Origin of the sequence: Pseudarthrobacter sp. BIM B-2242 (assembly GCF_014764445.1) — a bacterium.
Lineage (GTDB): Bacteria > Actinomycetota > Actinomycetes > Actinomycetales > Micrococcaceae > Arthrobacter > Arthrobacter luteus_A.
In genome coordinates this window covers 1,814,979-1,839,003 of sequence record NZ_CP061721.1, presented here as the reverse complement: position 1 = coordinate 1,839,003, position 24,025 = coordinate 1,814,979, and the positions used below count along the sequence as shown (strand labels likewise).

Sequence of the window (24,025 nt, the reverse complement as noted above, 5' to 3'; positions counted from 1 at the left end):
CACACCTACGTGATGCCAACAAGCTGGTAGGCCTCCCTGATGGCGGCGATCTTTTCTGCCTTGCGGACGTCGCCGCCGAAGTACGTCTGGCCGACGTCGACCACCGACTGGAGCGCCTCAGGGAAGGTCGCCCGCGGAGTCAGCCGTGCCATGCCCAGGTACGTCAGCACAGCCACGTCCTCGACGCTGAACACCGGAGCGCCGTTCTTGGTCATGGTCAGCAGGTTGTGGACTGCTTTGTTGTGGATATTGCTGTTGAAGTGGACCCAGCCCTGGTCATTGGACGGTCCCGGCAGCTTGCCTGGGGCCAGCCGGCGGAACCCGTCCATGTGTTTGGGGTGACCTGTGCGGGCGGGGTCGGCAAAATCCCGGAGCGGGCGCCCGTCCGCCCTCAGTCCGGGGCCGATCTCCCAATCCCAGGTCCCCACATCATTTCGGTCAGGCGCCTCGTACCAGTTCTTGATGATGACCCCGGCAACGTCGGCGAATGACTCGTTGAGCGCACCGGACTGGGTGGCATACACCAGGTTCGACGTCGTTTCGATCACGCCGTGGGTGAGCTCATGCCCGATTACGTCCAGGAAGCGCGAGAGGCTGACAAGGCGGCCGTCCTTCCTGATCTGCCCGTACCACATGCGGTGCCGGTACCAGAAGGCATTGAGGAGGGTGGGCGGAGTCTGCATGCTCGCCGCCGTGACGTTGACCAGGGAGACGAGGTCCATCCCGTTGTCGTCGATTCCCTTGCGCTGCAGGACCACGTTGTAGAAGTCCAGCACCCGGGAGGCGTTGGCGTGGGCGGACACGGCCGCCCGGTTGATGTCACCATAGGCACTGTCCGGGGCCTCCACAGGGAAGTCGGGATCGGGCGGATCGTCGTCGATGTCTGCGAATTTCAGGTCGTAGGTGCGGACCCTTCGCCGCGGGTCGTTCAACCGGCACGTCGTGGCTGTGGGTGCGACCAACTCACCAAAGAAGGCCTGCTCGTCGTCGTTCTCATCGATTCCGGTACACCTGGCGGGGATGGCGAGCGCAGTCGGTGCGGCGCTGTAACAGAACAGGATTTCGCCATCGTGCGCGTCCACGAGGTAGTTGAAGCTGGGTGGTAATGGCCGCCGCCCCAAGCCGTGGCCCAGGAGCGCTTCCTCGTTGCCGCCGTTGCCTTCGTCGTTGGCGGGCGGCTCCGCGGGAAGTTCCTGGAAGAACCACGCCAGGTGCCAGGACCCGTCGTCGTCCTTTTTGTAGAAGTTGAGTGCGGCGCCGACTCCCGCGTCGGCCGGAATGTCCGCGCCGGTGAAGTCGGCCACTTTCGCCAGCGCCTCGGCACGGCTGAGGGATTCGACAGGGCTCACGCCAGGTGCTTCGCCGAGTTGCCCGTTCACGCTCACGAGGTCACGCGACGCCGTCAGCTCAACCAGGGCCATGGCGCCGAAGATCGGAATGTCCCGATATCTCTGCGAAAAGCGCATCGCGTGGGTTCCCAGTGCAGGCAGGTCCCGCTCACTCTCAACCACCAGGCTTGGGACGCGCTCCGGGCGCTCGGGTTCAGTCAGGGACCGCATGCTCTCACGGTGGTCCTGCTGGAGGAGCTGGTCGAGGTAGTACCTCGCTGCCCCCTCATTGCTGTTGAAGGTCATGGCGGGCGCGTCATCGGCGCCCTCCGGCGGGCGGTCAAACGATTCAGGGGAACGCGACTCCGTGTTGTCTTCCCCGGCGTGATAGTGCAGTCCCTCCAAAGCTTCAGACATCTCCGTCTCTTCCCGCTCGGTCCTGTTTAGGTCTGTGGATCAGCCGGGAACGCAGCCCCCCGATCCCTCCCGCGTCGAGTCTAGGGGTGTGGCGTTACTGCCCCGTTACTCCGGTGTTGAAGCAGCGGTAACGCCGGAGTAACGCGTGATGGTCCACACTCGCCACGAAGAGTCCTTCGGACACTTCTTCGTGGGGCCAAACCCGGGAGCCTGTTGTGAAACTCATCCTGTTCGATCTCGGGGACACGCTGGAAAGCGATGGCGTCCTGCTGCCAGGGGCACTCGAAGCGCTGGAGTCCATAGCCTCATTCTGCGCTGACGGGGAGACGGCAGCATTGCTGGGTCTGGTGTCGGATTTTCACATGCCGGCCGAGCCATCGGACGTGGCCGTCATCCAGCAGCAGTACTACAGCCTTCTTGACGACCTCGGCATCCTGCCGTTCTTCGAGCCCGTCGCGGCGCGCGTCACGTTGTCCACGGAGGTGGGCGTGTCCAAGCCCCATGAGGCGATCTTCCGCGCTGCGGCTTCGAAGGCGGGTCCCGACGTCGAATTCGGCGACGTTCTGTTCATCACCGAGAACCGCAGCCATGTGCGCGCAGCCCGCCGCCTGGGAATGGCTGCCCTCCATGTCCGGGGTCCGGGGCAGGTCCAGGGCGAGGTGCATACCCTGGACGCGGTGGTACCGGTGGTGCAGGCGTTCCTCGCCGGCGGCTCTCCCCCGCCGTCCGGGCGAACCTGAACCGGCGCGTGCACCGCTGAAAGGATCATGCGTCCGGATGGTGCTCGGAGAGCCACTCCTCACCCATCAATTGGCGGACGGCCCAATGGACGGACACAGCTTCCGGGTCGGTGAGCATGGCTTCGACGATGTCGCCAAGCTGATGGGCGCGGCTTGCCACACCCAGGACTTCGCGCGTGATCCGGCGACCGGAGCTGGCCCAGCTAATCAATGTCTGGTCCAGGCCCGCCCGCGAGGCCAACGACAGGAGATCAGTACTTGTCGGGTAGGCCGTGAGGATCAGCTCTTCGAGCTGCAGAACCTCCGGGCGGGACCAGTCGATGGGATCATCGGTCCGGAGGTGCACCGGTGGAGCACCGCCTCCTCCGGCCGAATGGCTGAACGCGGGGCTGCCCGGGGCACCCGACGAAGCCTCAACGGCGGCCATCGGCTTCCCGACCGCCCACCACAGGTAAATCTCGCGCAGCCGCTCACGGACAACAACTGACGGGCGGATCTGTTCCCACACCCGGTCAAGCACGTGGGTGGCATCCGTTCCCAGACCGGACAGGGCGGACCATGCGCGCCGTACTGAGCCCGGATCCCCTCCTTCAAGCCGGAGGTTCGAGGCGCTGGCAAGCTTCCCCGGCGGGTCAAGCGACGAGTCCCAGTCCGCGAGGGACTCGATGAGCAACGCCACCCGGGCCGGGTCCTCTTCGTGTCCGAGCCCTATGAGCCGGAGCGCTTCCCGGAGCCTGTCCGGCTCCTCGGCGCCCAACGCCGCCGCCAGCAACCGTACGAGCGCTGAGTTGCCCGCAAGTTCACGTGCACTGGCGCGCTGCATCAGTGAACGCGCCTGCATCTCAAGGAGCCACCGGTCTTCCTCATTCTCCAGTCGGGTGCGTTCGCGAAGATTCATCCGGTTAAGCAGCAGTTCCAGACGCAGCAGGACCCACCCGGCGAGGGTCTTTGCATCGTCGGCCGCCCGGAGGACCTCGTCGGCGGCGGACCCCAGGCCACTCAGCTCATTCAGGTTGGCCAGCCGCAGTGCGGCCGCGGCAAAGCGCGTGGGATCGGCAGCTGCCTCGGCAGCCTTGAGGTCGCGGGCCGCGGCGTCGGTCGCGGCGGGGAGGTCGTGTTCGGCCTGGGCCAGGCGCGACTCGAGCCTGTACAGCTCTGTGCCAGGACTGCGGTCCGGCCGTTCGGAGAGCAGTCTGCGCGCTTCTGCCACCCGCCCTTCCCGCAGCGCCGCGTCAACCACCGGGAAGATGGAGTTTTCCCATTCCTCCAGCATCCTTGCCGTGACGAGGCGTGCAGGGTTTTTGACAGCGTCGCGAAGGGTCGCGGCAGAGGACGGCGGAAGGTCGTCGGTGGCAGGCGCCAGCCGGCGCAGGGTAGCCTCGTCGAACTCGTCCGGTGGTGTGCCGAGCGCCAGCCGGTGATAGGCAAACTCAAGTTTGTCTTCCTCCCCCGGACGCCCGCGATAGAACTCCGCGGCCTGTTCGTGGACGTGCCGCACCAGTCCCGGGTCCGCGAGGCGCAGCGCAACCAGCGCGGGCACCCGCAGCTCCTCGCGCAGGCGCAGGACGCCGCCGTCGAGCTCTACGAACGCCACTTCACCGGCAAGCTCCTCGAACAGTTCGGTCGCGGTGCCTGCGGGGGCGGGTGCCAGGGAGGGCACCAGCACGCACTCCACAAGCTCGACAGTGATGCGGCGCAGCACTATGCTCACGCGCGCCAGGCGGCGGAGGTCGGGGGTAGTGACGGGCGGGTGATGCGCCGTGATGTGGTCGAGGATGCGCTGATAGAGGAAGCCCCGGACAAACTCTTCGCGAAGATGGTCCAGCGCGCGCGATCGTGAACGCAGGTCGGTGAGGACCTCCGGCCCCTCCTGCACGAGTACCCGGGCGGCCAGGCGAAGGGTCAGCGGGATTCCGCCGATGAGGTCCACAATTTCGCGTCCGAGTTCGTCTCCGACCTCCACCGCCGGCCGCCTGGCCCGCTCTGACTCTTTGTGCACAAAGTGCCGCAGCAGCGCCAGTGCGGCGGGCTCCTCGAGCGCGGGAACGCGCATCACCCGGTCCGGCCGGGCCGGGTCGAGGAAAGCCGTCGCGGGAGACCGACCGGAGACCACAAGCCGGAAGCCCGGGAGGTCGGCCGCCAGGAGCCCGAAGAGCTCGTAGACCGGGCCGCGCTGCTCGGGATGGTTGCGTTCCAGCTGCTCGTAGGTGTCGAGGACGACGGCGATCGCACCCCCGGCGAACAGCCGAAGGTCTGCCACCAGCTGGCTTGCCTGCTGGCGGTACGAGCCGGCGGAGTCCGATGCCTCAAGCCCGGCGCCGCGCTGGAGCCGGCGTTTGACCTCTGCGTTGCGCGCAAACTGCCGTCTGTGGCCGGTGAGCTGTGCAGCCACCTGCTCGGTGATATCGGTCAGGAGCACCTCAGGGTCGCAGTCGGCGAGCGTTGGCCGGTCCAGGTCCAGGTAGGCGAACACTCCGGTCGCAGGGTCGAACCGTTCGTCGTAAAGGTCCAGGACGAACCGGGCCACCAGTGTTGACTTGCCTACCCCGCCGATCCCGTAGACCACCATGGCGGGCTCCGCCCGCAGGTCGTGCGGGCCGGAGTGGCGGCGAAGATACCCATGAAGCCGGCCGAGCTGGACCTCGCGGCCCAGACAGCCCCCGGCTGCCAGGCGCCGGACGGCGCGGGTGACATTGAGCAGCGCCAGCCTGCTCTCGATGGCGTCCTTTCCCGGCGTGACAGGAGACAGTCCCACCAGGTGGGCTCTGGCCACCGCTTCCGTCGCCCAGCCCCACACATCGAGCGAAGCAATCAGCTCGTCCTCGTCCCGTTCTTCCAGCTCCGGCCCGCCGCCGAGGACGAACGCGTCCAGCATGCGCTGAAGCGGGCTGTCAGAAACGTTGCTGATGGTCCGGCGAACACGGGCGAGCTCGGGGTGGCCGCCCCGGCTAAGCATCCGCGTCAAGGCGTTGATACGGGGCAGGTCCTCCAGCATCAGCTCCCCCGAGGGCAGGCGCCGGCTGAGCAGTTCCAGGACGCTGCGCGGGTCGCCCTCGCCTTCGTCATCGGCTGCCAGGGCGGTGGAGAGCCGGTCAGGGCTGAACGTCCCGAGAAGCGCGAGCTGCTCCGCCAGGGCGGAGCGGCCGAGCAGGCTGCGGCGCTGCGCCTCGGCAAGGAGGACTTCGGCGTTCTCAAGCTCACTCATGACGCGAGCACTTCCTCCAGCGCCGCCGGCAGGCACAGCGCGAGCTGTTCCGGTTCGGGAAGGGGACCGGGAGGAAACAAGCTGGTGAGCTTCGCGGCAAGCTTTGCCTCGTCGATCCCGCGCATCTCCTCGTCGGCGCGTTTGCGGAGCCAGGCCTCGACGTCGCCGCGGGTCAGCCCGGCTGCCGCATCACGGGCGGCCCAGGCGGTGTGTTCATCGGCGAACTTCTGCGCTTCCCGGCCTGCCACCACCACCCGCAGCGGCACCGGCACGTCGTCGGCCAGCTTGATGAGGGCGTGGACAAGCTCGTCGACATCGCCCTGCTTGACGGCCTGGACGTTGTCGAGGCTGTCGAAGAAGATCCACCATTGCGCATCCGAGCGCCGCAGCTTGGCGCTTAATGTTGCGACCAGGGTGGCCGTTCCGCGGGCAGCCTGCGCGTCGATATCGGAGGGGGCTGAAATGATTCCAAGCTCAAGGAGCATCGCCAGGCCGATATCCGTCCGGGCTCTCTCCACCCCCGCCTTGAGGAAATCCCGAAGGTCGATCTTGACCACCTTGATCCCTCCCGGGGCGGCCGCCCTGAGGGCAGCGCACAGGGGCGCCTGGTCCGAGACATGCGAGGCGAGCTGGTAGGAGTATGAGACGCCGGCACGGCTGCTGGCCCCGTTGATGGCGAGCGTCCGGTAGCTGTCCCGGTGCTCAACCATTTCACGCATGAGCTTCCGCAGGTTTTGCCGGTTGACGAAAGGACGCCGCAGCACGGCAACGGTCGCGAAGGGGTCCACTTCGCGAACGGCCGCTGCCGCTGCAGCGGGTCCCGCGCCCGTGAAGAGCGAACTGTGGGCACCGTTGAGCAGGGCGCGCGCGATCATCCAGATCGGAATGCCCTGGTTGCGGCCGGGCGTGGCGTAGTGGTGGAGCCCGACCAGCCTCCCGCGGAAGTCAACGACAGGCGACCCGGACGAACCGGCAAGCGTGTTGCCGGCGTAGCGCATCCGCGTCCCGCCGGCGCTCAGCAGGGGGCGCCCGCTGAAGGAGGAAAGCTGGACAAAGCTCCCTAGGGGATGCTGCATGATGTAGTACTGCCGCTGGGCGGCGAAAACATATTCGTCCGGCAGCAGCGAGTAGAACCCCCGCTGCGTCGCCGTGCCAGAGGTCGCGTTGAAGTCCGGCACGGTGCGGGCCAGCCTGAGGAGGGCAAAGTCCAGCCGATCCGCCGGGGCATCCCAGTTGTCGATGGCGGAATTGGCCGCTTCGTCCTGAGTGGGAAGACTGCCGGTGATGAAGTCCTTGACCTGGACCGGAGTCCCCGCTTCTGCGGCACTGCGGCCCGCGTCTTCGAAGTCGAAGATGGCCCGCACGGCCGGCAGCGGGGAGGGCGGCCAATGGTACCGGTCAAGCACATGCGCGGCCGTGAGGAGGAGGTCCTCGCCCACGAGGAACCCGGTTCCGGCCGGAAACCCGCCCACTTCGATCATGGCAGTGCGCCTGAGCATGTCACCCATCGCCTGCAGGTGTGCCCGAGGGTCAACGAATCCCTGCCCGGGAGAGGTGATCGTCTGCAGCTCGCCGTGCCTGCCGGGGACCACCTCGGCAGCGAGGATACTGTCCACAAAGGTATCGGCACCCTCGGCAGGCCGGGGCGGCAGGCCGTAGTGCAGGAGAATGCGGGCGTTGACTTCGCCCAGCCTGTCGCCGAGGAGGCTTCGCAGCGGGGCGTGGAACTCCGAAACGCCCTGGTCATGCAGCACGTGGGCTGCAAGGTCAAGGACCTGGCCCCGCCGCGACGCCGCAGCGAGAAACGACCTCCAGCCGGAGGAAGCCATGTCACCTTCCGCGGAGCGGCCCCCTGCTGAGGGGTCAAGACCGATCGCGACGCCGGCACGCCGGATATCGCCGGCGTCGGTGTAGGCGTGCTCCAGCAGGAGCACCAAACGGCGGGGCCCGGGATCGTCCCAGTTGGTCGCAGGATCGTCCCACCACGCCGTCGGACTGGCCACGGCGTCTGTCACCCTGCATGCTCCCTGATGATCTCCCGCAGGCGCCACGCCTGCACGGCCTCGTTGCGTTGCCCTTGGATGCCCCCGAAATGCAGCGCGGCGGCCTTGCCTGTGCTCAGATCAAAGACCACGGAGCCCGAGTTTCCGCCCAGGGTGGTGGCATCGTGGAAGAGGACAGGCTGTTCGGAACGGAAGGTGATCTGCCCGGGCGCGAGGCGCTTGACGTTGAAGTTTCCGTCGAAGATGCGCTGCTGGTCGGCGGCGTCATTCCGGCTGTCGAAGGCAGGGTATCCGATGACGGTGACCCACTCCCCCGGCGGCGCGGCGCGCAATTCGTCGCGGGTCATCAGCGGAATCGGTGCGGGCGCCGGCTCGCCGTCCTCGCTTTCCGGTGAGATCCGCAGGAGCGCCACATCAACTGAGTTTCGCGGCTCGATCCACACCACTTCCTTGACCCGGAACCGCGACTCGTGGCCGCGCTGGAACTCGTGGCGCCAGTCCACGGTGGCGGCGACTTTGGATCCGTCGAAGTTCTCCTGGAAAACAAACTGGCCGTTCCGGGCGCCGGCGAACTCTGAGGCGACGTGCCTGTTGGTCACCAGAAGATCCGGGCCGACCAGCCAGGCTGTGCCCACCCAGTCGAGACGGTGGTTGCGAAGGTCGATGCGCCCCACGCTCGGGATGGCTCCTTCGACCAGGCTGCGGCCCGTATCGAGTTTGCCGGCGATGACCTCGCTTTCAGGGAAGCTGTCCGGCGGAACAGTGAATGTGGCGTCCTGGATGAGGTAGACGGGGCGGGTGAACCGCTCGATGATCGCCTCTACGCCCCAGTGGCTCCCCGGCGCGTAGCTGCCCTCGGCCATGCTCTCGGCGACTTCAGCGGCATCGTCGATGCTGAGGCCGCCCTCCAGCCCCTCCAGTCCCCCGCCGTCCCGTGCATGGGACCGCAGCTCATCGAACCGGTCCAGGAACTCGTCCTTGATATCGGACTCCTGGAACACCTGCCTGGGATCCATACTGCCTGCCTCCCTGATATTCGCTCAATCACCGCACGGCATATCTGGCTCAACGCTAGGAGGCGCGCGTTACTGCGGCGTTACTGTAGGGACCGGGTGCCCGTTAGACGCTTCGACGCCGTCGCGGCTTCCTGAGTTCGTTACTCACTGAGGCCAAAGACGTCGGCGCGGACGCCGTGGTCTCCGGTCTTGCGTTCGCTTGCCGGCGTGTCGTAGACCACCAGCACCGACCTGCCGTCCTCCAGCACGGTGACCCCCTCGGCCCGGTCCTTGCCGTGTCCGAAAGGTATGTCAAGTTCGCCTTTCAGCTCGCCCCTGGGGAGGACGGCCTCGCCGTCAGACACCAGCGCGTCCCGCCACCGGAACAGGGTGGTGCGGCCGTCCAGTTCCATGGTGGGTCCCGCCAGGACGAGCAGGTCATTGTGGTGACGGCACAGGTCCCGCACACCCAAACCACGCAGGTCGAGGAAGTGCTTGCGGTAGCGGCGTCCCCCTGGACCGATCGGCTGCGGCGCGATGCCTGGCCCGTTGCCGGCATTGAGTTCGATAATCACCGCCCATCCGCGCAGCACCGGCCCGCGCAGGCCGATGAACACCCGGCCGCCCGCCACCGCGAGCCCCTCGCAGTCGATGCCGTTGTCCTTGCCCGGAATCGACGGCGACCGTATGAAGCCTCCAAGGTGAGGGTCATCAGACAGAAGATCCAGCAGGCCCCCGCCAGTGCCTTTCCCGGTGCCGAACACAGTAGCTTTCTGCTGCCCGCCGTTCCGGCTGCCGTCCGCGTCTGCGAGGGTTCCGGTCCAGAGCCGGGCCAACACCTGCCGGCGCTGGCTGACTTCGACTGTCGCCAGGGCTTTCCGTGCCTGGTCCGGGCTGTGTTTGTCCTTGACCCGCTTGCGGACCGCGCTGTGTGACCCGAGCAGCCACAGGGTGTCACCGGAGATATCGAGGCCTTCGATATCGATCTCCCCTTCCCCCGGCAGCGTCAGGAACGTAGTGAGATCGAAGCTGCGATGGCCGGCGGCGTGGTCGCCGTCGATGGTGAGCCGTTCGAGGCTGGTCGTCTCGTCGTTGGCGACCCAGAGGTGGTCGCCCTCGCGGACAATGGCAGACAACCCGTCGCGAAGGTCATCACCTGGCTTGAGGGTGCTGGGCTGATCGAGGACCAGCGAGATGCTGCCCGACGGTTTGTCAGCCCGTTGGCGTCCGGTCATGGCGTGCGCTCCTTCATCGTGGCTTCAGGTGAGCAGCGGGATACGAAAGATTTGACCGGGAAAGATCAGGTCGGGGTTATTGATGCGGTCCTCGCCGAAGACCTGAAGCGTCATGTGGGCAGCGCGGGCGGTGTAACCGCCGACCGAAACCTGATGGCCAAAGTCCAGGATGACTCCCATGGAGCCGGCGCCCTGAATATTTCCCCGGGCTACGCTTTGACCGTTTTTGTCCAGCAGCTGCCACAGGACGGTGGCTTCGAAGCCGGTCCCGAAGCCGGCCACCGTAAAGTCGCTGCCGATAACGTCGTTCAGCTTCGGCTGGCGCACTTCGATGAGTCGCGGGGCCATGGCTAACTCCTTAGGGCCGGTTAACGTCCAACAAACCGGATCTGCCGGACATCGGTCAGTTCAGATACCAGACCCTCGGTGTCCTCAAGCGGGTCGAGTGCGGCAAGCGGACCGAACGAGAGGCCCGTGCGTTGTTCGATGGAGGCGATTGATCGCTGCGACGTCTTGTGCTTGCCGAAAACGAACTCCTCCTCACGCAGGAAATCCTGTTGGGACATCGTGTAACCGGTGGCACACAGCTGCCCCGTCCCGTCGTGAATAAACGCGATGACCTTCCAGAATTCTGTCGGGATCTGCACACCGAACCTTGTTGGGTCCCCCGGCGTCAGGAATGGACCGGTGAATACGGAGATCCTCATGTCGTCCTTGCGCGCGTTCTGCAGCGCGTAATTCTCAAGCTCGAGCCACACTCCGCCGTTGAAGGGCTGCATCTGCGGGACCGCGTTAGTGACGTGCATGGAATCCGCATTCGCTTTCGACGCGGCACCGTTGGGACCCCACACCGGGTCTTCCCGCCGAGTCATGTGACCCCGGGAGAACTTTGGTTCGGCGCCGTAGCACTCATGGCGGATCTGCGCTCCGAGCGGAATACGCGGATCCGTGCGCCAACCCGTGCGCGCCATCGAGATGGACTGCAGCCCGTCGATGTTCACTGCGCTGAACAAGCACAGCCGACGGCTCCTGCTCATCATGACTGCGAAATGTTCGTATCGCAGCACCTTCTCAGGGTTTCCATCGACGGTGAAGGCGAGGACGTCATCCTGGCCGCTTGTTACCACCGGCAGGGGCACGGGAGTGCCGAGAAATGTCTCGTCGTAGCCCAGGCGGTCCCGGTAGTCGGCCGCAACCGCCTCTGTGAACACGTCCTCGTCTGTGTCGGTTGTCGACGCCGAGCCGTTCGTAGCCTGGTCGCCGGCGGTGCCATCCGGGTACGGGTTCCCCACCTCCACCGTCACGCGCAGCGGAACCACGAAGGAGAATTTTGTTTCCGGGCGGGGAGCCGCGGGCGCGTGGTGCTTTGTCGGCGTCGGGCCATCCGGAACTGATGGACGAACACTCTGCCGCGTCCGGCCGTTCAGGATCTCATCGAGCCGCTCCCGCACGACGGCGGCCGGTACCGCGAAATTGCTTCTGAGGAAACGGCCAGCGAAATGCAAACCCACCGCTTCGCCGGTTTTCAGGGACAGCACCACCGATCCGGAGTTGCCGCCAAGAGTCGAACAATCATGGCGGACCGACGTCGGATCTGATCCGATCAGCTGTCCCGGGGCGAGGCGCTTCTTGTTATAGACGTTCCCGAAGATCTCATCCATCAGCTGCTGGTCCGGTATGCGGCTGTCCCGGGCCGGGTAGCCGATCGCCGCTACCATCTCGTTGTCCTCGGAATGTGTGGACAGCCCGATAGGCGTTGCGAGGGAGTGCTCCCGGGTTGGCCTGACGCTCACAAACGCCACATCAGGTCCGTCCGCATCCTCGATGTGCAGGATGCGGTCCAGCCGAAACGTCCGGTCCCTGGTGCTTCCGATTTCTTCCAGGAAATCGATCGAAGCGTTCATCCGGCTGCCGCTGCTTCCCTGCTTGAACACGAATGACGTGCCGTCGTGGCGCCCGAACTCGGCGGCCACATGGCGGTTCGTGACCACAACATCCGGCCTCACCAACCAGCCAGTCCCCAGCCAGGCAAGGTCGTGACCCTCAACTTCGATGCGGCCGACTGCCCGCGCGGCGTTCTCCAAAAAAGCTGAAGCATCCCGGAGACGCGACTCCCAGACAGTGCTTTCCGGATCGGAGAACACGAGCTGGGCCTCATCACCAAGGATGGCCAGCACAGGCCGCCCGGTGCGCAGGACTATGGTTTCCTGCGCGAACTCGGTTCGATCGACCGTCTGCCCACCGACGTCAAGCGTTGGCCCGGGATCCGGGTGGGCGCCTTCGAGGCCCCGGCCGGCCAGTTCGGGGATCAAGGCTGCGGCTTCGCGGCGTTCGAGCATTTCCTCGCCAAGCAGGCCATCCCTGCGTTCGATCCGGGCGTTGGCGGCCTTGAGGCGGCCGATGAGATCCTCCACGTGCGTGCCTTTCAATCGATGGTGTGGTGACGGCCGGTATCGGGTTCAGGCAGCGCTACCGAGCATGGCTGCGACTGCGGCGGTGTTCATCCGGAGGATGCTGATGGCCACCGAAAGATCCAGCCCGGCGAGAGTGTCCCGGGGTGTGTGCTCATCGGTGTTCAACTGGTCCTCGCCCTCGATGGTCAGCACAGCCGGAAGGTTGGCATCGATGAATGACACGTGGTCCGACGCGAAGGGCTCGAGCGAGACAAACACTTCCAGGTCCGACGTGTCATGGGCGGCCTGAGCCAATGCATCGATCACATGTTGGGAGACCGGCGCTCCCTCCAGCAGGACTGAGGGTGCGGGGGTGTTGAGCCGACCGATCATGTCCATGTTGACCACCATGGTGATCCGGGACCGGTCCGCCTCTGCCAGGGCGGCCACGTGAACACGACTCCCGTGGAGCCCCTGTTCCTCGCCGCCGAACATAACCAGGCGCAGATCGTGCTGCGTAACGACGGCGGCCAACACCCGGGCGATCTCCAGGACTCCCGCCGCACCCGAGGCGTTGTCATCTGCCCCGGGTGCCGGTGCGTTGACTCCGCCGGCCTCGTTAATTGAGTCCAGGTGCGCGACTACGTAAACCAGCCGCCGCTCATCCTCGGGGGCAGCGCCCGGCTTGTCGGCGACGATGTTGAGTGTCTGGCGAGCGCCGACGGCGACCGGCTCATTGCGGGTGGCATAGCCAAGCGCGGCAAACCGGCCGGCGACCATTTGTGCCGCGTCCTGGTACGCCGATGAGAACGAATGCCGGGTGGGGTGTTCCGTGAGGGCTTCGAGAACCTCCAGATAGGTGTCGGCCGAGACCTCATCAACCAGCCCGGTTTCCGCCATTTCGTCAGCGCGTGGCGAGCCGGCCTGCGAGCGCGGCAGCAGGACGGGTTGCGGCCGCCCGCCTTGCCTCCGGCGGCAACCGGACGGCGGCGTCTGTGTGTCCATGATTCTCCCCGTGATCGGCTGTTCTTGACGGTCTGCGGGCCGGGCCTGCTTAGGAACCCGGCACAGCGAAACTCTCCACGACGCCTTTCAGGTCGGTGGAGTTCTGTGGCGGCGCGACTGCCCCGGCTCCCATGCCACGTTTGGCGAAGCCCGCCCAGATTTCGGGCAGGTCCTCGGGGTTGAGGGCGGTCGCGGCCGTGATGATCCCGTCGCGGGCGTGCAGGAACGTCGGCCGCGACGGGGTCAGCTTGAGGCCGCCGACCACATCCAGCAGCACCCGCCGCTCGGCTTCGTCATGCCCGTGCTTCGCTACCAGGTTCACAAAGACCTCCCACAGCGCAACGCACCAGATCTCCCCGGCGTTGTGCACGGCACTGTTCGACCCGCCGGAGTTCGGACTGATGGGAGCACCGGTTGGCAGCAGCTGTCCGGCGCTGATGTGACGGAAGGTCAGCGGGCTCTTCACCATGTCCGCGCTGTAGGGATACCGCCGGATCGAGAAGTAGTAGTTGTCGTTGAAGGTCGGCGTGAGGTCGGTCCAGCCGCCCACCGGGAAGACCCCGTTGACGAAATCGTCTGCGGGTTGCGACGTCATGCTGATGGCGAAGAAATCACCCCAGCCCTCGCCCATGGCGCGGCCTTGCTGGTTAGTCAGGCCATTTGCGTTCCCTACCAGCCGGTTGGTGATGTAGTGGCCCATCTCGTGGAACGTGATCAGCGCCTCGTGGTTGCTGGTACGGGTCGGTTGGGTTGGCTGCGGTCCCAGGAACTCGAACATCTGCATGCGGGGACTTGCCCCGTCTGCCGGGGTGGACATGTTCGCGTTGTCGGTGCCGCTGAAATCGTTGCCTTCAGCCAGGATCGGGTCGCCACCGATGCCGCCGCGGTTGAAGTTGTCGGCCTGGGCGTTCCCTGCAGCCTCGTCGAATCCTGCGTCATACCAGCGGTCGTGGAGCCAGTTGACGTGGAAAAACATGCCTACGAGGCTGTTCTGGAGATTGGTTGCGTCGCTGGCATCCAGGCTGTGGTCGTAGGTGTAGTCGAAGGTGTCGGTAGCCGTAGTTTCTCCCAGCACGTCGCCGCCGCCCAGCCCGTCCTGCGGCTTCAAATCGGCGTAGGCGATGCAGTTGTTTCCTTCAGTGGTGGTTGCGCCCGGCGGCAGCCACGGGTCCAGGCCCGGCAGGCTCTCCAGCGTGACCAGGCGTTCGGCGACAGGATCTGCCTGGAAACCATCGGGTACTCCCGTGGGGTGGGGGGACCCGGGAGCCGGCCCGTCATGGGGCCGGAACACCGCGTCTCCGGTGTTATGCACGCGATAGGTAAAGAGCGCACCCTCGCTGGCCAGATTCTTGCGGAACAGGACAAAGGGCGTCTCCACGGAGTCGATAACGTAACTGAAGGCGGGAAATCCGACGATCCACAGTTCAAGGTAATGACCTGCGGCGAACTGCTGGTTCCCCAGCGGAAACATCACGTCCTTCACTCTGACCGGCCGCTCAAAAAGTGGCCGACGTTCGTTCTCACCGGGTATGAATTCATAGGACCGGTACGGGGCATCGTCGGGCTGGTTTTCCGCAAGGACAAAATCAGAGGGCTGGTACACGACCCGGGTCAGGTCGAACGCCGCCCTGGCGATAGCGTCTTCCGGGGTTCGCGCCTGCGTTGCCCGGCGCTCCCGGGCAGCGACGCCCGCGCCGGGGAACAACTGCCCGGACATCGAGATCACGCCGTTTCCGTCGTCGAGTGCAACCGTCACGTCAGAATCGAAGACTTCGACACCGTCGACACTCTGGTACAGCTGCGCCGTCTTGAGACCCGTGCGGCTGACCGAACGCACTTCCACACCGGCGGCGTCTTCTTCTGCGAGGTTCCAGACGGCACGCCTGTCCCGGATGAACTGCCGCACGGCGTCGGCCGGATCCGAAGGTCCCGGCGCGGCCAGCCGGCCGCTGGGCTGTCGGCTGACGATCCGGTTGGGGAGTCCCGTGGTTTCGTCCTCCTCGATGACCAGATCCGGTACATCTGCGGACAACTGGTCCCGCCCCGTGGTGGGCGTTTCAGGGGATGGCCGCTCGGCGCCTCGTGCCACCTGGACTCCGCGGTCATAAAGGGCGTGATAATCGTCCGGGATCATGTGCCATCTCCATCCAGGGGTCGGATCCATCCGACCACGTTAGTGTCGTCCGTGCTGAGTGACCATCCCATCCAGAGGATGGGCCGATCTCCTAAGTCTCCGGAGACCGCGTCACAACGCCATCACGTTGGCGTCACCGCGTGAAGTTCCGTCCCCGGCCGTGACGCTCCGGTGACGAGCCATTGCAACCATGACGTAAGCGGGTCAATTCTGATCCGCACATTTGAATGGCGAAGGGGCGAACAATGACCACTGGTACGAACGAACAGAACGACGAATATGTCGAGTTCGACGAGCAGGCGGTTTCGGCAACTCTGGAGGCATCGAGGCAGCCGTTCGAAGGAAGGGATGCACGGGCTGTCACTGAGATCTCCGCAACGGATGGCGGCGAGCTCGAGCTGCGTGCATCCTGCGTTTCTGTTAATTCCGGCAACCACAGGGTGTGCCTGAGGCTTCCCCTTGGGATCGGCCAGGTATGCATCCCGGTGCCGTTCGACCTCCCGAATGGCACCGCAGTCAGGGCCTGTCTGAGCATCCGCACCAAGTGGGGCATTCCCACGGGCGTATGCGTCAAGCTCTATGTCGCCGGCGAACAGGTTGCGAGCAAGTGCTTCCCGTGACGGACTGATGTTCCGCCGTGCACGGCGGCCGCATGTCCACAACGGCCCGGGCGGGAGGCGACACCTGGCCCGGGCCACACCTGGGCGCCGGCACATCAGGCTGTGTCTTTTTGGCGTCCCCACCGCCGAACGTCCAGTGCCGTATGCGATGCCACGGAATTCAAGGGAGTAGAAGAAGTGGATGACGAACTGAACTTTGAACGCTCGTCCTTTTGTGCCAACAGCTGTTGCCTGGAGGTCGCTCTGGTACCTCGAACCGGGAAGGTTTATGTGCGCAATTCCCGGAACCCCGGCACCCTGATGACGTTTTCCGCAGAGGAGTGGCGCGCATTCCTGGCCGGTGCCAAGGGCAATGAGTTTGATATCTAGTATTTAGGTGGTGCTCTGGCTCGCCCACCTTCCGGCGAAGATATCCTCGTCCAGGAACGCGGCCGCCGTCACGCCGCTGGCGATTGCAGTGGCAACGAAGCTCATATTTCCGCCGGTCGCCTTGGCCATGTCCCCCACGGCAAAGACGTTAGGCACCGACGACCGCTGGAAGTGATCGACCCGTACCCGGCCATCGTCCCTCAACGTGCAGCCGAGTTCGTGGACGAGGGGTGATCGCTGGCTGTATTTTGCGGACACGAAGCCTGCCCGATAGGTCACGGCGGTGGCATCCGCCATCCTCAGCATCAGTCCGCCGGGCTGGGCCTCGACAGCCACGACTTTGTCTTCGATGACCCGGATGTCGTTGTGACCAAGCCTTCGTCGCGTCAGCGGGGAAAAGCTTGGCTCTCCGTTGGAGCACAGCTGCACGTCGCGGCTGATTCGATCCTGGACGTAAGCCGCCATGAAGGCTGCCTGCTCGCTCCCGCCGATCACCACCACTGGTTGATCCCCCACCTCAAAGCCGTGACAGAGGGGGCAATGGAACAGGCTTTTGCCATATGCAGTGCCGATGCCCGGGATCGACGGCAGCTGGTCGACAACGCCCGTAGCCAGGATCAGGTGATCTGCAGAGACATTGGCCCCTGTTGTGGACACCACGATCTTCGCATCCTCAACGAGAACCGTCGTGGCTTCGGCCGACAGGAGTGAAACACCGGGGAACTTCGCCAGCTCTCGGCGGGCCGCGAGAATCAACCCCTCCGGAGTCATTCCCTCCCGCCCCAACAGCATATGGACGCTCGAGGCCGCACCATTCCGGCCTTGATGGTTGTCGATGAGAACGACGCGCCTGCGCTGTCTGCCAAGCACCTGCGCCGCAGCCAGGCCGGCTGGCCCGCCCCCGATGATCGCAACGTCGAAATGTGATTCCCTACCCATGGCATTCGCGGCGTCAGCGCACGCCGGCCAAACTCGGGCCGGTCAGGATGAGTTCGTGCATGCGCGCTGAGAGCTGCGCCGGGATCCCTGCTTCGGCAAGGAGGGCCGCGTAGTTGTGCACCTGCCGACGGGCTTCGCTGACATTTCCCTCCGCCAGGTGCGCGCGGATGAGGCAACGATGTGCGCTCTCCCGCAGCGGATCACCGGCAATCGCCTGCAAGGCCGCCTCAATCGCACTGTCGAACCTCTCTGCGCCCACAAACCAGGCAGACATCCGTTCCAAAGCGTGCAGCCGGATCTGACGCTGGCGCTCGCGGTCGATGACCAGCCAATCGTCGTACCAGGTTGGCAGCAAATCCCAACCCAGTGCATTGATCGTCACTGGTGGCGCCGCACCCGGCAACCACTGATCCAGCTTATTGCGTAGCTCTGTGATGTCCACGCGCACAAAGGTGGTCAGGCCGAGCCTGTCACCGGACGCAGCCACCAGCGGCAGCCCGTCGGGCCTGGGCAGCCTCCACAACGTCGAGCGCAGGCAGCCCCGGGCCTGGGCCTCGTCCAGATCCGGCCATAGCTTTGCGGAGACTGCCGTTCTGTTCAGGTCGCTGCGCAATGCGAGAAAACCCAGCAAATGCTCGGCCCGCGGGGTCAGTCCCACTGTCGACTCCCCAAGCCGTAGGCGGAAGTCGCCAAGGAGCCGGAGTTCCAGAGCACCCGCGGCGCAGTGTCCGGGGATCGTTCCGGCCGGCCTTTCCTTGACCGATGTAGCGGACGTGCTGGTCCCTGCGGAGTTAATGTTCCCCGGTTCCATCGGACGTTCCTTTCCTGCGTTTCGCCCCGCCCGGGCCCATGTGGCGCCACGAGACCTTCGTTCTTTGGAGTACACGCGCCGCTGCGTTACTCCTGCGTTACCGCCGGCGGGAGCCGGAGTGCTGGCCGGCCCTTCGATGCATGCGTGGCTGCCTCGCAGCCAGTAACGCTGCTGTAACGCCCGGGTGCTGCAATGGGGTAGCCGAATGCCACAGGTTACGAGCAGCGCGAAAGCGGGAAACCATGATTGGCCCAGTCGCTCAGATCCCCGCGGGAAACGGGACGTCCCTGGATCTGTATCTCTTGAGGTTCGGAAAGGACGGCAGGCTCGAGAGCCCGCAGACCGCGGAGCTCGCTGTCGCAGCAGCCCGCGCGGCCACCGACGTTTTTGTATTCTCGCACGGGTGGAACAACGTCTATGGGGATGCCCTGCGGAACTACACCCGGTTTGCGGAGGGCTTTATCGCCCAGCGCGCAGAATTCCAGCTGCAGGTGCCAGCGGACTATCGCCCGGTGCTGATAGGCATCGTCTGGCCCTCCACGTGGTTCGTGATGGACTCCGAGAACGGTCCGGACATAGCGGGCGGCGACGGCAAAGCTTCCGGCGAAATCGAGGCGATGACCGCCGAAGTGACTGACGGGTGGGATACCGGGACCCGCGGGCAACTGCTCGACCTGGTCGACGGGGTCGAACTCCTCACCGAGGCCCAGGCACGGGATGTGGCGGCGCTGCTTCTCGGAAACTGGTCCGAGGACGAGGACGGACAGTCAACGCGGCCCGACATCGACAACGTTATTGACGCCTGGAAAGAAATCGACGGCGTAGAAACCGCAGCCGGCGACGACGAAGACGAGATCGGTGTCATCGGCGGCGGACAGTCAGATGCTGCTGTCAATGCGGCCGGCGGATTCTCGCTCGATCCCCGGGGGATCCTCCGGATGGCAAGCGTGTGGAAAATGAAGGACCGGGCCGGGGACGTCGGTAAGCTGGGCGTCGGTCCCCTGCTCTCACGAATCGCCAAGCCCGGAGTTCGCCTGCACCTCATAGGGCACTCATTCGGGGCGAGAGTGATGCTCTCGGCCGTGGCACATTCCCCCGTATTCGACAGCAGCCCGGTCCATTCCCTCCTGCTCCTGCAACCTGCAGTCAACCGCTGGTGCTTCGCGCAGGACGTGGCCCAATTGGGCAGGGCGGCCGGGTACGCGAAGGTACCGGACCGCGTGGTGCGGCCCATCATCGCCACGCGTTCGACCTTCGACCAGCCGCTGCATGAAGTCTTCCACCATGCTCTTCGCGGCGATAACTTCGGCGAGATCAATGCCGCCGCGGTGGGAGATACCGACCGGTACGGCGCCCTCGGCGGGTATCCCCCACAAGGCATACGCTTCGCGGATCAGGAGGCGAAAGCACCCGGCACAAGGTACGACCTGGGCGGGGGCGAGCGTGTCATCTCAGCCAACGGATCGCGTGTCATCGACGGAAAGCCCATGATCGATGGTCACAGTGATGTGAACTCGCCGGTGACCTGGTGGGCTTTGCATAATCTCTCCGGGGCGTGAGAACCCGTGTCGGGTCTGATCATCCGCCGCTGGAAGCTGGCCGTCCTCCGCGTCAGCCTGGACCTGTCCGCGCGGCCCGCCGTAGTCCGATCCAGGCTGGACAGTTACGCCGGCGATCGCGAGGTGACGTACTGGGAGCGCTCGGACGCGCTCGCGGACTTCGGACTCGCTCTGTCAGGCGAAACCCCCCGCACGGTGCAGGTGCCGCACGAACTTGAACGCGCCGTCGAACGCTCCATGCTCACGGAACTTCCCGCAGAGTCCGCCCTGTGGCTCAGGCTTGAGCCGCCCTACGGCTACCTTGGATCCGCCCCGTGGGAAGCCCTTGCCGAACGGATTCACGTCCCCGTGCTGCGGGTCCCCGATCGCCTGCCCGTGGCGGCCTCCCTCGGCGACACCTGGCGTGTGACGATGGTGGTCAGCGCGCCGAGCCGAACGGGTTGGGGGGCCACGCACGTCAGCAACTTCGCGCGCGCCCTCGCCCGGTCCGCAACCATGGGCGAAATCGAAAAGTTCGAGATCGACGTATTCCCGAACCTGACCGTGTATCAGCAACTGACCGGCGCCGCCGATGACCTGCCCTACGTCCGGATTCACGATCCCGGCGAATTTGTACGCCAGCCCCGCACACGGCCGGCCCCCAACAGGGTTGGCGGCACGCGGCGGATCGACTCCGACGACGACCCGCGGCTGCTCTGGGCGGAATGGATCACCGACCGGCTCGGGTCGCGGGCATCCAGCGCCCTGCACGTTGCAGCGCAGGGCCTGGCGAGTGATGACCGGTCGATGCTCACAATCTCCGTGGATCCGGCATCCCCTCAGACTCCGCACAGGGCTGCGACGGCGGACGCCTACGACGTGTGGTCGCTGGCTGACGCGATCGGGGCATCCCTCGTGTCGATCGCTGCTCCCGAGCACGAACGGCGCGACATCGGTGCACGTATGGTCGCGGACCGGCTGGGGCAACTCCGGCCCGGGCCGACGATCTTCAGCTCGATCGAGCTTGACCCCGACTGCCAGGCCCTGGCCCGAATCCATTCTTTCCTTGCGATGCAGCGGGACAACGAACTGCCCGGCGACCCTTCCTGGTTTGGGTACATCCAGCCCGAATCGATCCAGCACGCGCTTGCGCAGCCGCTCCCGGCGCACCACACCAATCAGGCCGCGCCGCCTTTGCCGTCCGGACCGCTCCCCGAGGGTCTGTCCCACCCCGAGTCCTACGCGCCAACCGCGCCGCTCTCGGAATCCGTGAGCGGCAGCGAGGTGCCCCGCTGGGTGGCGTCGTCGTCGAGGTTCATCGAGACCCGACAGGCGAACCTGTCGAACGCCATCGACGACGGCGAGCGGCGGGACGGCCCGGACTCCGCCTACGACAGGGGCGCTTCGGAGGCGCTCGCGGACATCCAGGACCTCATTCAACGCCACCTGGGGAACGCATGAGGATGATCGTGGCGTTTGAGTCACTCGGGGCCAAGACGGTGATGACCCTTTTCAAGGCCCCGGTCTCGGTTGCCGGGCAAAACGAGGGCCGCAGCATCCGTATCACCCCGCTTCGCGGCGTGGACGCCAAAGAACGCGGGGAAGAGCTGGCCAAGCTCCTCAGAAGACACACCCCGGTCAAGCAGGCAATGGGCTTTGCACTCGCACATCCGCCGGCAACATCCCCGGTGCCGATCTACTTCCGGGTGGCCAGCAGCAGCGCCGACTCCCTGCCGTGGGAGCAGCTCTTCTTCGTCCCCCAAGGGTTCCTTGCGCTCGACGCACGCTGGCCGATCGGCCGTATCGCCAAGCGGGTGCACGACGTGCGGCAGCGTTCATTCGAGGCACCGTTCCGCATTGTGGCCGTGCTCTCGGCCGCAGGAGAGACAGGCAACGGAAAGTCACAACTCGAGTCCCTCACGCGGTCAGTGAACGCAGCCCGCGGGAACGGCCTGGACGTTGTTCTCCATGTGATCTCGGGTGATGCGGCCATCATCAACGCGGTGACCGGGCTCGGCGATCCGGCCGTCACAGCCGACTGGCTCGCCGCCACACCAACGGAAATCACCCGCCAAATTTCTGACGCCCGCCCCCACATCCTCCATGTGCTCTGCCACGGCGGTTACGCAGCCCCCGGGGTCGCCGGCCTCAACTTCGCCACGGCGCTGGACTTCGAGGGCGGGGCCGGAATGGGGAGCGTCGTGGTGTCCATCGACTCACTCGCCGGCTCGATGGACCGTTCGACCTGGCTGGTAGTCCTGGCCGCGTGCGAAACAGCCGCGACGGAGGACGGGACGTCCGTTGCGCCGGCCGTCACTCAATCCGCCGCCCACCTGCTCGTCAACTCGGGTGTCCCGGCCGTGATCGGGATGCGCGAGATCGTCGATCTCACCGCGATGAACAGGTTCTGCAGGTTGGTCTATCCGGAGCTCCTTGCCATCGTCACGCGCGCCGTGGCCGATGACGGTTCTTCCGAACGCATCGTGGAATGGGCACCCGCCCTGACCGCACCACGGCTTGCGAGCGCAGGCGTTGATCCCGTAAGCGACGCGGCCTGGTCGGATCCGGTCCTCTACGTCCAGCACGAGGAACTCAGAGTCGATATGGGTGGTGCCGTCGGTGCTCTGTCCGGCGACGAACTCAAGGCAGCGCGGGGACGGCTCGACGAATACCTCAGCTTTGAGCAGGGACTCGACCCCAAGACCACTCCGCATGGCGTGATCAGGGAGGTGCAGGCGGAGATCAGGCGGCTGCGGGCAATCGTGGGAGCGGCCCGATGACCGACGACGGGACGGTGCTGCCGGCGTCGGTCCAGATCGACGCGTGGTCGGGAAAGCGTGCCGTATCCCCGCTCGCCCCGGACGCACGACGCTGGGGGGCCAAACCCGGCCTGCCGACCCAAAAGCCCCTTAAGTTCGATATGCCACCCGACCCTACCGACTGGGAGTCCGACGAGGTGGGCTACGGCATTCTCGTCCCCGACTCCCCCACGGCGCCTGACACGGTCGAATATGTGTGGACGAAGGAGAAGGCGACGGGGAGTGCGCTCCCGGAGCCGGTCCGCCGACTGCTCACAGCGCGTCCGAAGACAGTACTCCTCTACTGGAATCCCCTGCACGGGAACCGCTTTGTCCGGCGCTATTTCGACAGCGATCCTCCGCACACCAGCGACCTCCGCATCGGGCTGTCCCAGTTCGGGACTGACCGCAAACAGTTGCCGCGATTTGTGCTCATTGCCGCCAGCCCAACCACGATTCCGTGGGGGGTGCAATACTCACTCGCCCTGCGCCATGCCGTGGGACGGCTGCCCTTCGACGACAATCAGGGAGCCGCGTACGTCTCGGCGATGCTCGACGGTGCCGGCTGGGCAACGTCGCCGCCAACGGCGTCGAACGTTGCCGTCTGGACGGTCAACCACGGTACGCGGGACATCACCCATCTCATGCAGAATGTTCTGACCAAGCCGCTCATCGAGAAGTGCGAGGGCACCATAGAGAAGCTCACCGTGGTGGACGGTGCGGACGCCACGACCGCGGGGCTCGTGTCAGCTCTGGCGTCGAAGCCCACTCTCCTGGTGACCTCAAGCCACGGGGCGACGCCCCTCGACGAGCGCGAACTCGTCCGTGACCTGGGATTGCCCGTCGCCCGCAATCACACCCCGGTGGACATTGATGCGCTGGTCGAGTCGGTACCCGGCGGCGCTGTCTGGTTCGCCCAGGCATGCTGTTCGGCGGGCTCGTCCCGTGAAAGCAGCTACGCGGCGCTCCTTGAGGAAGGGACCATGGCACGGCTGATCGTCGATACCGTCGCCGGGCTCACCTCGTCTGTTTCGCCCGCCCCGCTCGCCCTTCTCACCCGCCAAATCCCGGTACGCGCTGTCTTCGGCCATGTGGAACCGACGTTCGACTGGACACTTCGCGACCCCGGGACGAAGCAGCGGTTCGGTCACGACATCGTCAGCGGGCTGACGAGCCAGCTTCACTCCGGGCAGCCGCTGGGGCTGATACTCGAGAACTACTACTCCGGCGTCGGTTCGCTCGTCAGTGCCTGGGCGACGCGATCGGACGAGTTCCAGGACTCGCACGATCGCGAGATTCTGGCAGAGATGACCCGCCTGCGGCTGACGGCGTGGGATCGGCAGTCGCTGGTCCTCCTCGGCGATCCCACGGTCCGGATCCCCAAGCTCGCCGAATTTGACCGTTGACAGACCCTAAGTAACGCGAGTAACCTCAGTCACATGTTCTCGAGGTAACGCGCGTTAGTAACCGAAGCGCGGACGCCCCGGAGCACCAT

At 65.5% G+C, this 24,025-nt stretch carries 18 protein-coding genes; 7 read left to right on the top strand and 11 right to left on the bottom strand.

Features of this window, described 5'->3' with window-relative positions:
• Positions 1-5 precede the first annotated feature (5 nt).
• Positions 6-1,745 (bottom strand): M4 family metallopeptidase, encoded by a 1,740-nt coding sequence (locus tag IDT60_RS08420; RefSeq protein ID WP_191081559.1) that lies wholly within the window; start codon positions 1,743-1,745, stop codon positions 6-8.
• Positions 1,746-1,960: 215 nt separating this feature from the next.
• Between IDT60_RS08420 and IDT60_RS08415 the strand changes: the two genes are divergently transcribed.
• A complete protein-coding gene (locus IDT60_RS08415; protein ID WP_191081558.1) occupies positions 1,961-2,485 on the top strand; it encodes an HAD family hydrolase in 525 nt (174 codons plus the stop codon).
• A gap of 25 nt (positions 2,486-2,510) precedes the next feature.
• On the opposite strand, the gene IDT60_RS08410 is transcribed toward IDT60_RS08415, so the two are convergent.
• The 8 genes from IDT60_RS08410 to IDT60_RS08375 all read right to left on the bottom strand — a co-directional run bounded on the left by IDT60_RS08410 (position 2,511) and on the right by IDT60_RS08375 (position 15,455).
• On the bottom strand, positions 2,511-5,690 hold the full coding sequence (locus tag IDT60_RS08410) for an effector-associated domain EAD1-containing protein (protein WP_191081557.1): 3,180 nt from the start codon (positions 5,688-5,690) through the stop codon (positions 2,511-2,513).
• Positions 5,687-7,705, bottom strand: coding sequence for a serine protease (locus tag IDT60_RS08405; protein WP_191081556.1), 2,019 nt, complete (start codon positions 7,703-7,705; stop codon positions 5,687-5,689). Before IDT60_RS08405 ends, IDT60_RS08410 begins: the two co-directional genes overlap by 4 nt.
• The gene (locus tag IDT60_RS08400; protein WP_164200119.1) at positions 7,702-8,709 is read right to left on the bottom strand and encodes a serine protease; all 1,008 of its coding nucleotides are present in this window, start codon (positions 8,707-8,709) and stop codon (positions 7,702-7,704) included. Before IDT60_RS08400 ends, IDT60_RS08405 begins: the two co-directional genes overlap by 4 nt.
• A 140-nt stretch (positions 8,710-8,849) precedes the next feature.
• Positions 8,850-9,923, bottom strand: a complete 1,074-nt coding sequence (locus IDT60_RS08395) for a DUF3616 domain-containing protein (protein ID WP_191081555.1) — start codon at positions 9,921-9,923, stop codon at positions 8,850-8,852.
• Between the two features lie 24 nt (positions 9,924-9,947).
• Positions 9,948-10,271 (bottom strand): Gmad2 immunoglobulin-like domain-containing protein, encoded by a 324-nt coding sequence (locus tag IDT60_RS08390; RefSeq protein WP_191081554.1) that lies wholly within the window; start codon positions 10,269-10,271, stop codon positions 9,948-9,950.
• Between the two features lie 20 nt (positions 10,272-10,291).
• The gene (locus tag IDT60_RS08385; protein ID WP_191081553.1) at positions 10,292-12,337 is read right to left on the bottom strand and encodes a DNA/RNA non-specific endonuclease; all 2,046 of its coding nucleotides are present in this window, start codon (positions 12,335-12,337) and stop codon (positions 10,292-10,294) included.
• 45 nt (positions 12,338-12,382) lie between these two features.
• Positions 12,383-13,321, bottom strand: coding sequence for a M28 family metallopeptidase (locus tag IDT60_RS08380; protein WP_191081552.1), 939 nt, complete (start codon positions 13,319-13,321; stop codon positions 12,383-12,385).
• A gap of 49 nt (positions 13,322-13,370) precedes the next feature.
• On the bottom strand, positions 13,371-15,455 hold the full coding sequence (locus IDT60_RS08375; RefSeq protein ID WP_191081551.1) for a M36 family metallopeptidase: 2,085 nt from the start codon (positions 15,453-15,455) through the stop codon (positions 13,371-13,373).
• Positions 15,456-15,700: 245 nt separating this feature from the next.
• Here IDT60_RS08375 and IDT60_RS08370 point away from each other — a divergent pair, with 245 nt between their 5' ends.
• Together IDT60_RS08370 and IDT60_RS08365 are read left to right on the top strand one after the other, a co-directional pair.
• Positions 15,701-16,075 (top strand): hypothetical protein, encoded by a 375-nt coding sequence (locus tag IDT60_RS08370; RefSeq protein ID WP_191081550.1) that lies wholly within the window; start codon positions 15,701-15,703, stop codon positions 16,073-16,075.
• A 177-nt stretch (positions 16,076-16,252) separates the two neighbouring features.
• On the top strand, positions 16,253-16,444 hold the full coding sequence (locus tag IDT60_RS08365) for a DUF397 domain-containing protein (RefSeq protein WP_164200134.1): 192 nt from the start codon (positions 16,253-16,255) through the stop codon (positions 16,442-16,444).
• Positions 16,445-16,447: 3 nt separating this feature from the next.
• Here IDT60_RS08365 and IDT60_RS08360 read toward each other — a convergent pair whose 3' ends face one another.
• Both IDT60_RS08360 and IDT60_RS08355 read right to left on the bottom strand, forming a co-directional pair.
• Entirely contained in the window at positions 16,448-17,383 is a 936-nt protein-coding gene (locus IDT60_RS08360) for an NAD(P)/FAD-dependent oxidoreductase (RefSeq protein ID WP_191081549.1), read from the bottom strand.
• 13 nt (positions 17,384-17,396) lie between these two features.
• Positions 17,397-18,041 carry a BTAD domain-containing putative transcriptional regulator gene (locus IDT60_RS08355; protein ID WP_191081548.1) on the bottom strand — a complete coding sequence of 215 codons (645 nt, stop codon included), beginning with the start codon at positions 18,039-18,041 and terminating at the stop codon, positions 17,397-17,399.
• Between the two features lie 395 nt (positions 18,042-18,436).
• Between IDT60_RS08355 and IDT60_RS08350 the strand changes: the two genes are divergently transcribed.
• The 4 genes from IDT60_RS08350 to IDT60_RS08335 all read left to right on the top strand — a co-directional run bounded on the left by IDT60_RS08350 (position 18,437) and on the right by IDT60_RS08335 (position 23,936).
• Complete coding sequence (locus IDT60_RS08350; RefSeq protein WP_191081547.1) at positions 18,437-19,753, top strand: hypothetical protein; 1,317 nt, start codon at positions 18,437-18,439, stop codon at positions 19,751-19,753.
• Positions 19,754-19,759: 6 nt separating this feature from the next.
• Positions 19,760-21,193 (top strand): hypothetical protein, encoded by a 1,434-nt coding sequence (locus tag IDT60_RS08345; protein WP_191081546.1) that lies wholly within the window; start codon positions 19,760-19,762, stop codon positions 21,191-21,193.
• 8 nt (positions 21,194-21,201) lie between these two features.
• The gene (locus IDT60_RS08340) at positions 21,202-22,512 is read left to right on the top strand and encodes a CHAT domain-containing protein (protein WP_191081545.1); all 1,311 of its coding nucleotides are present in this window, start codon (positions 21,202-21,204) and stop codon (positions 22,510-22,512) included.
• 140 nt (positions 22,513-22,652) lie between these two features.
• Positions 22,653-23,936 (top strand): hypothetical protein, encoded by a 1,284-nt coding sequence (locus IDT60_RS08335; protein ID WP_191081544.1) that lies wholly within the window; start codon positions 22,653-22,655, stop codon positions 23,934-23,936.
• The last annotated feature ends 89 nt before the right edge of the window (positions 23,937-24,025 follow it).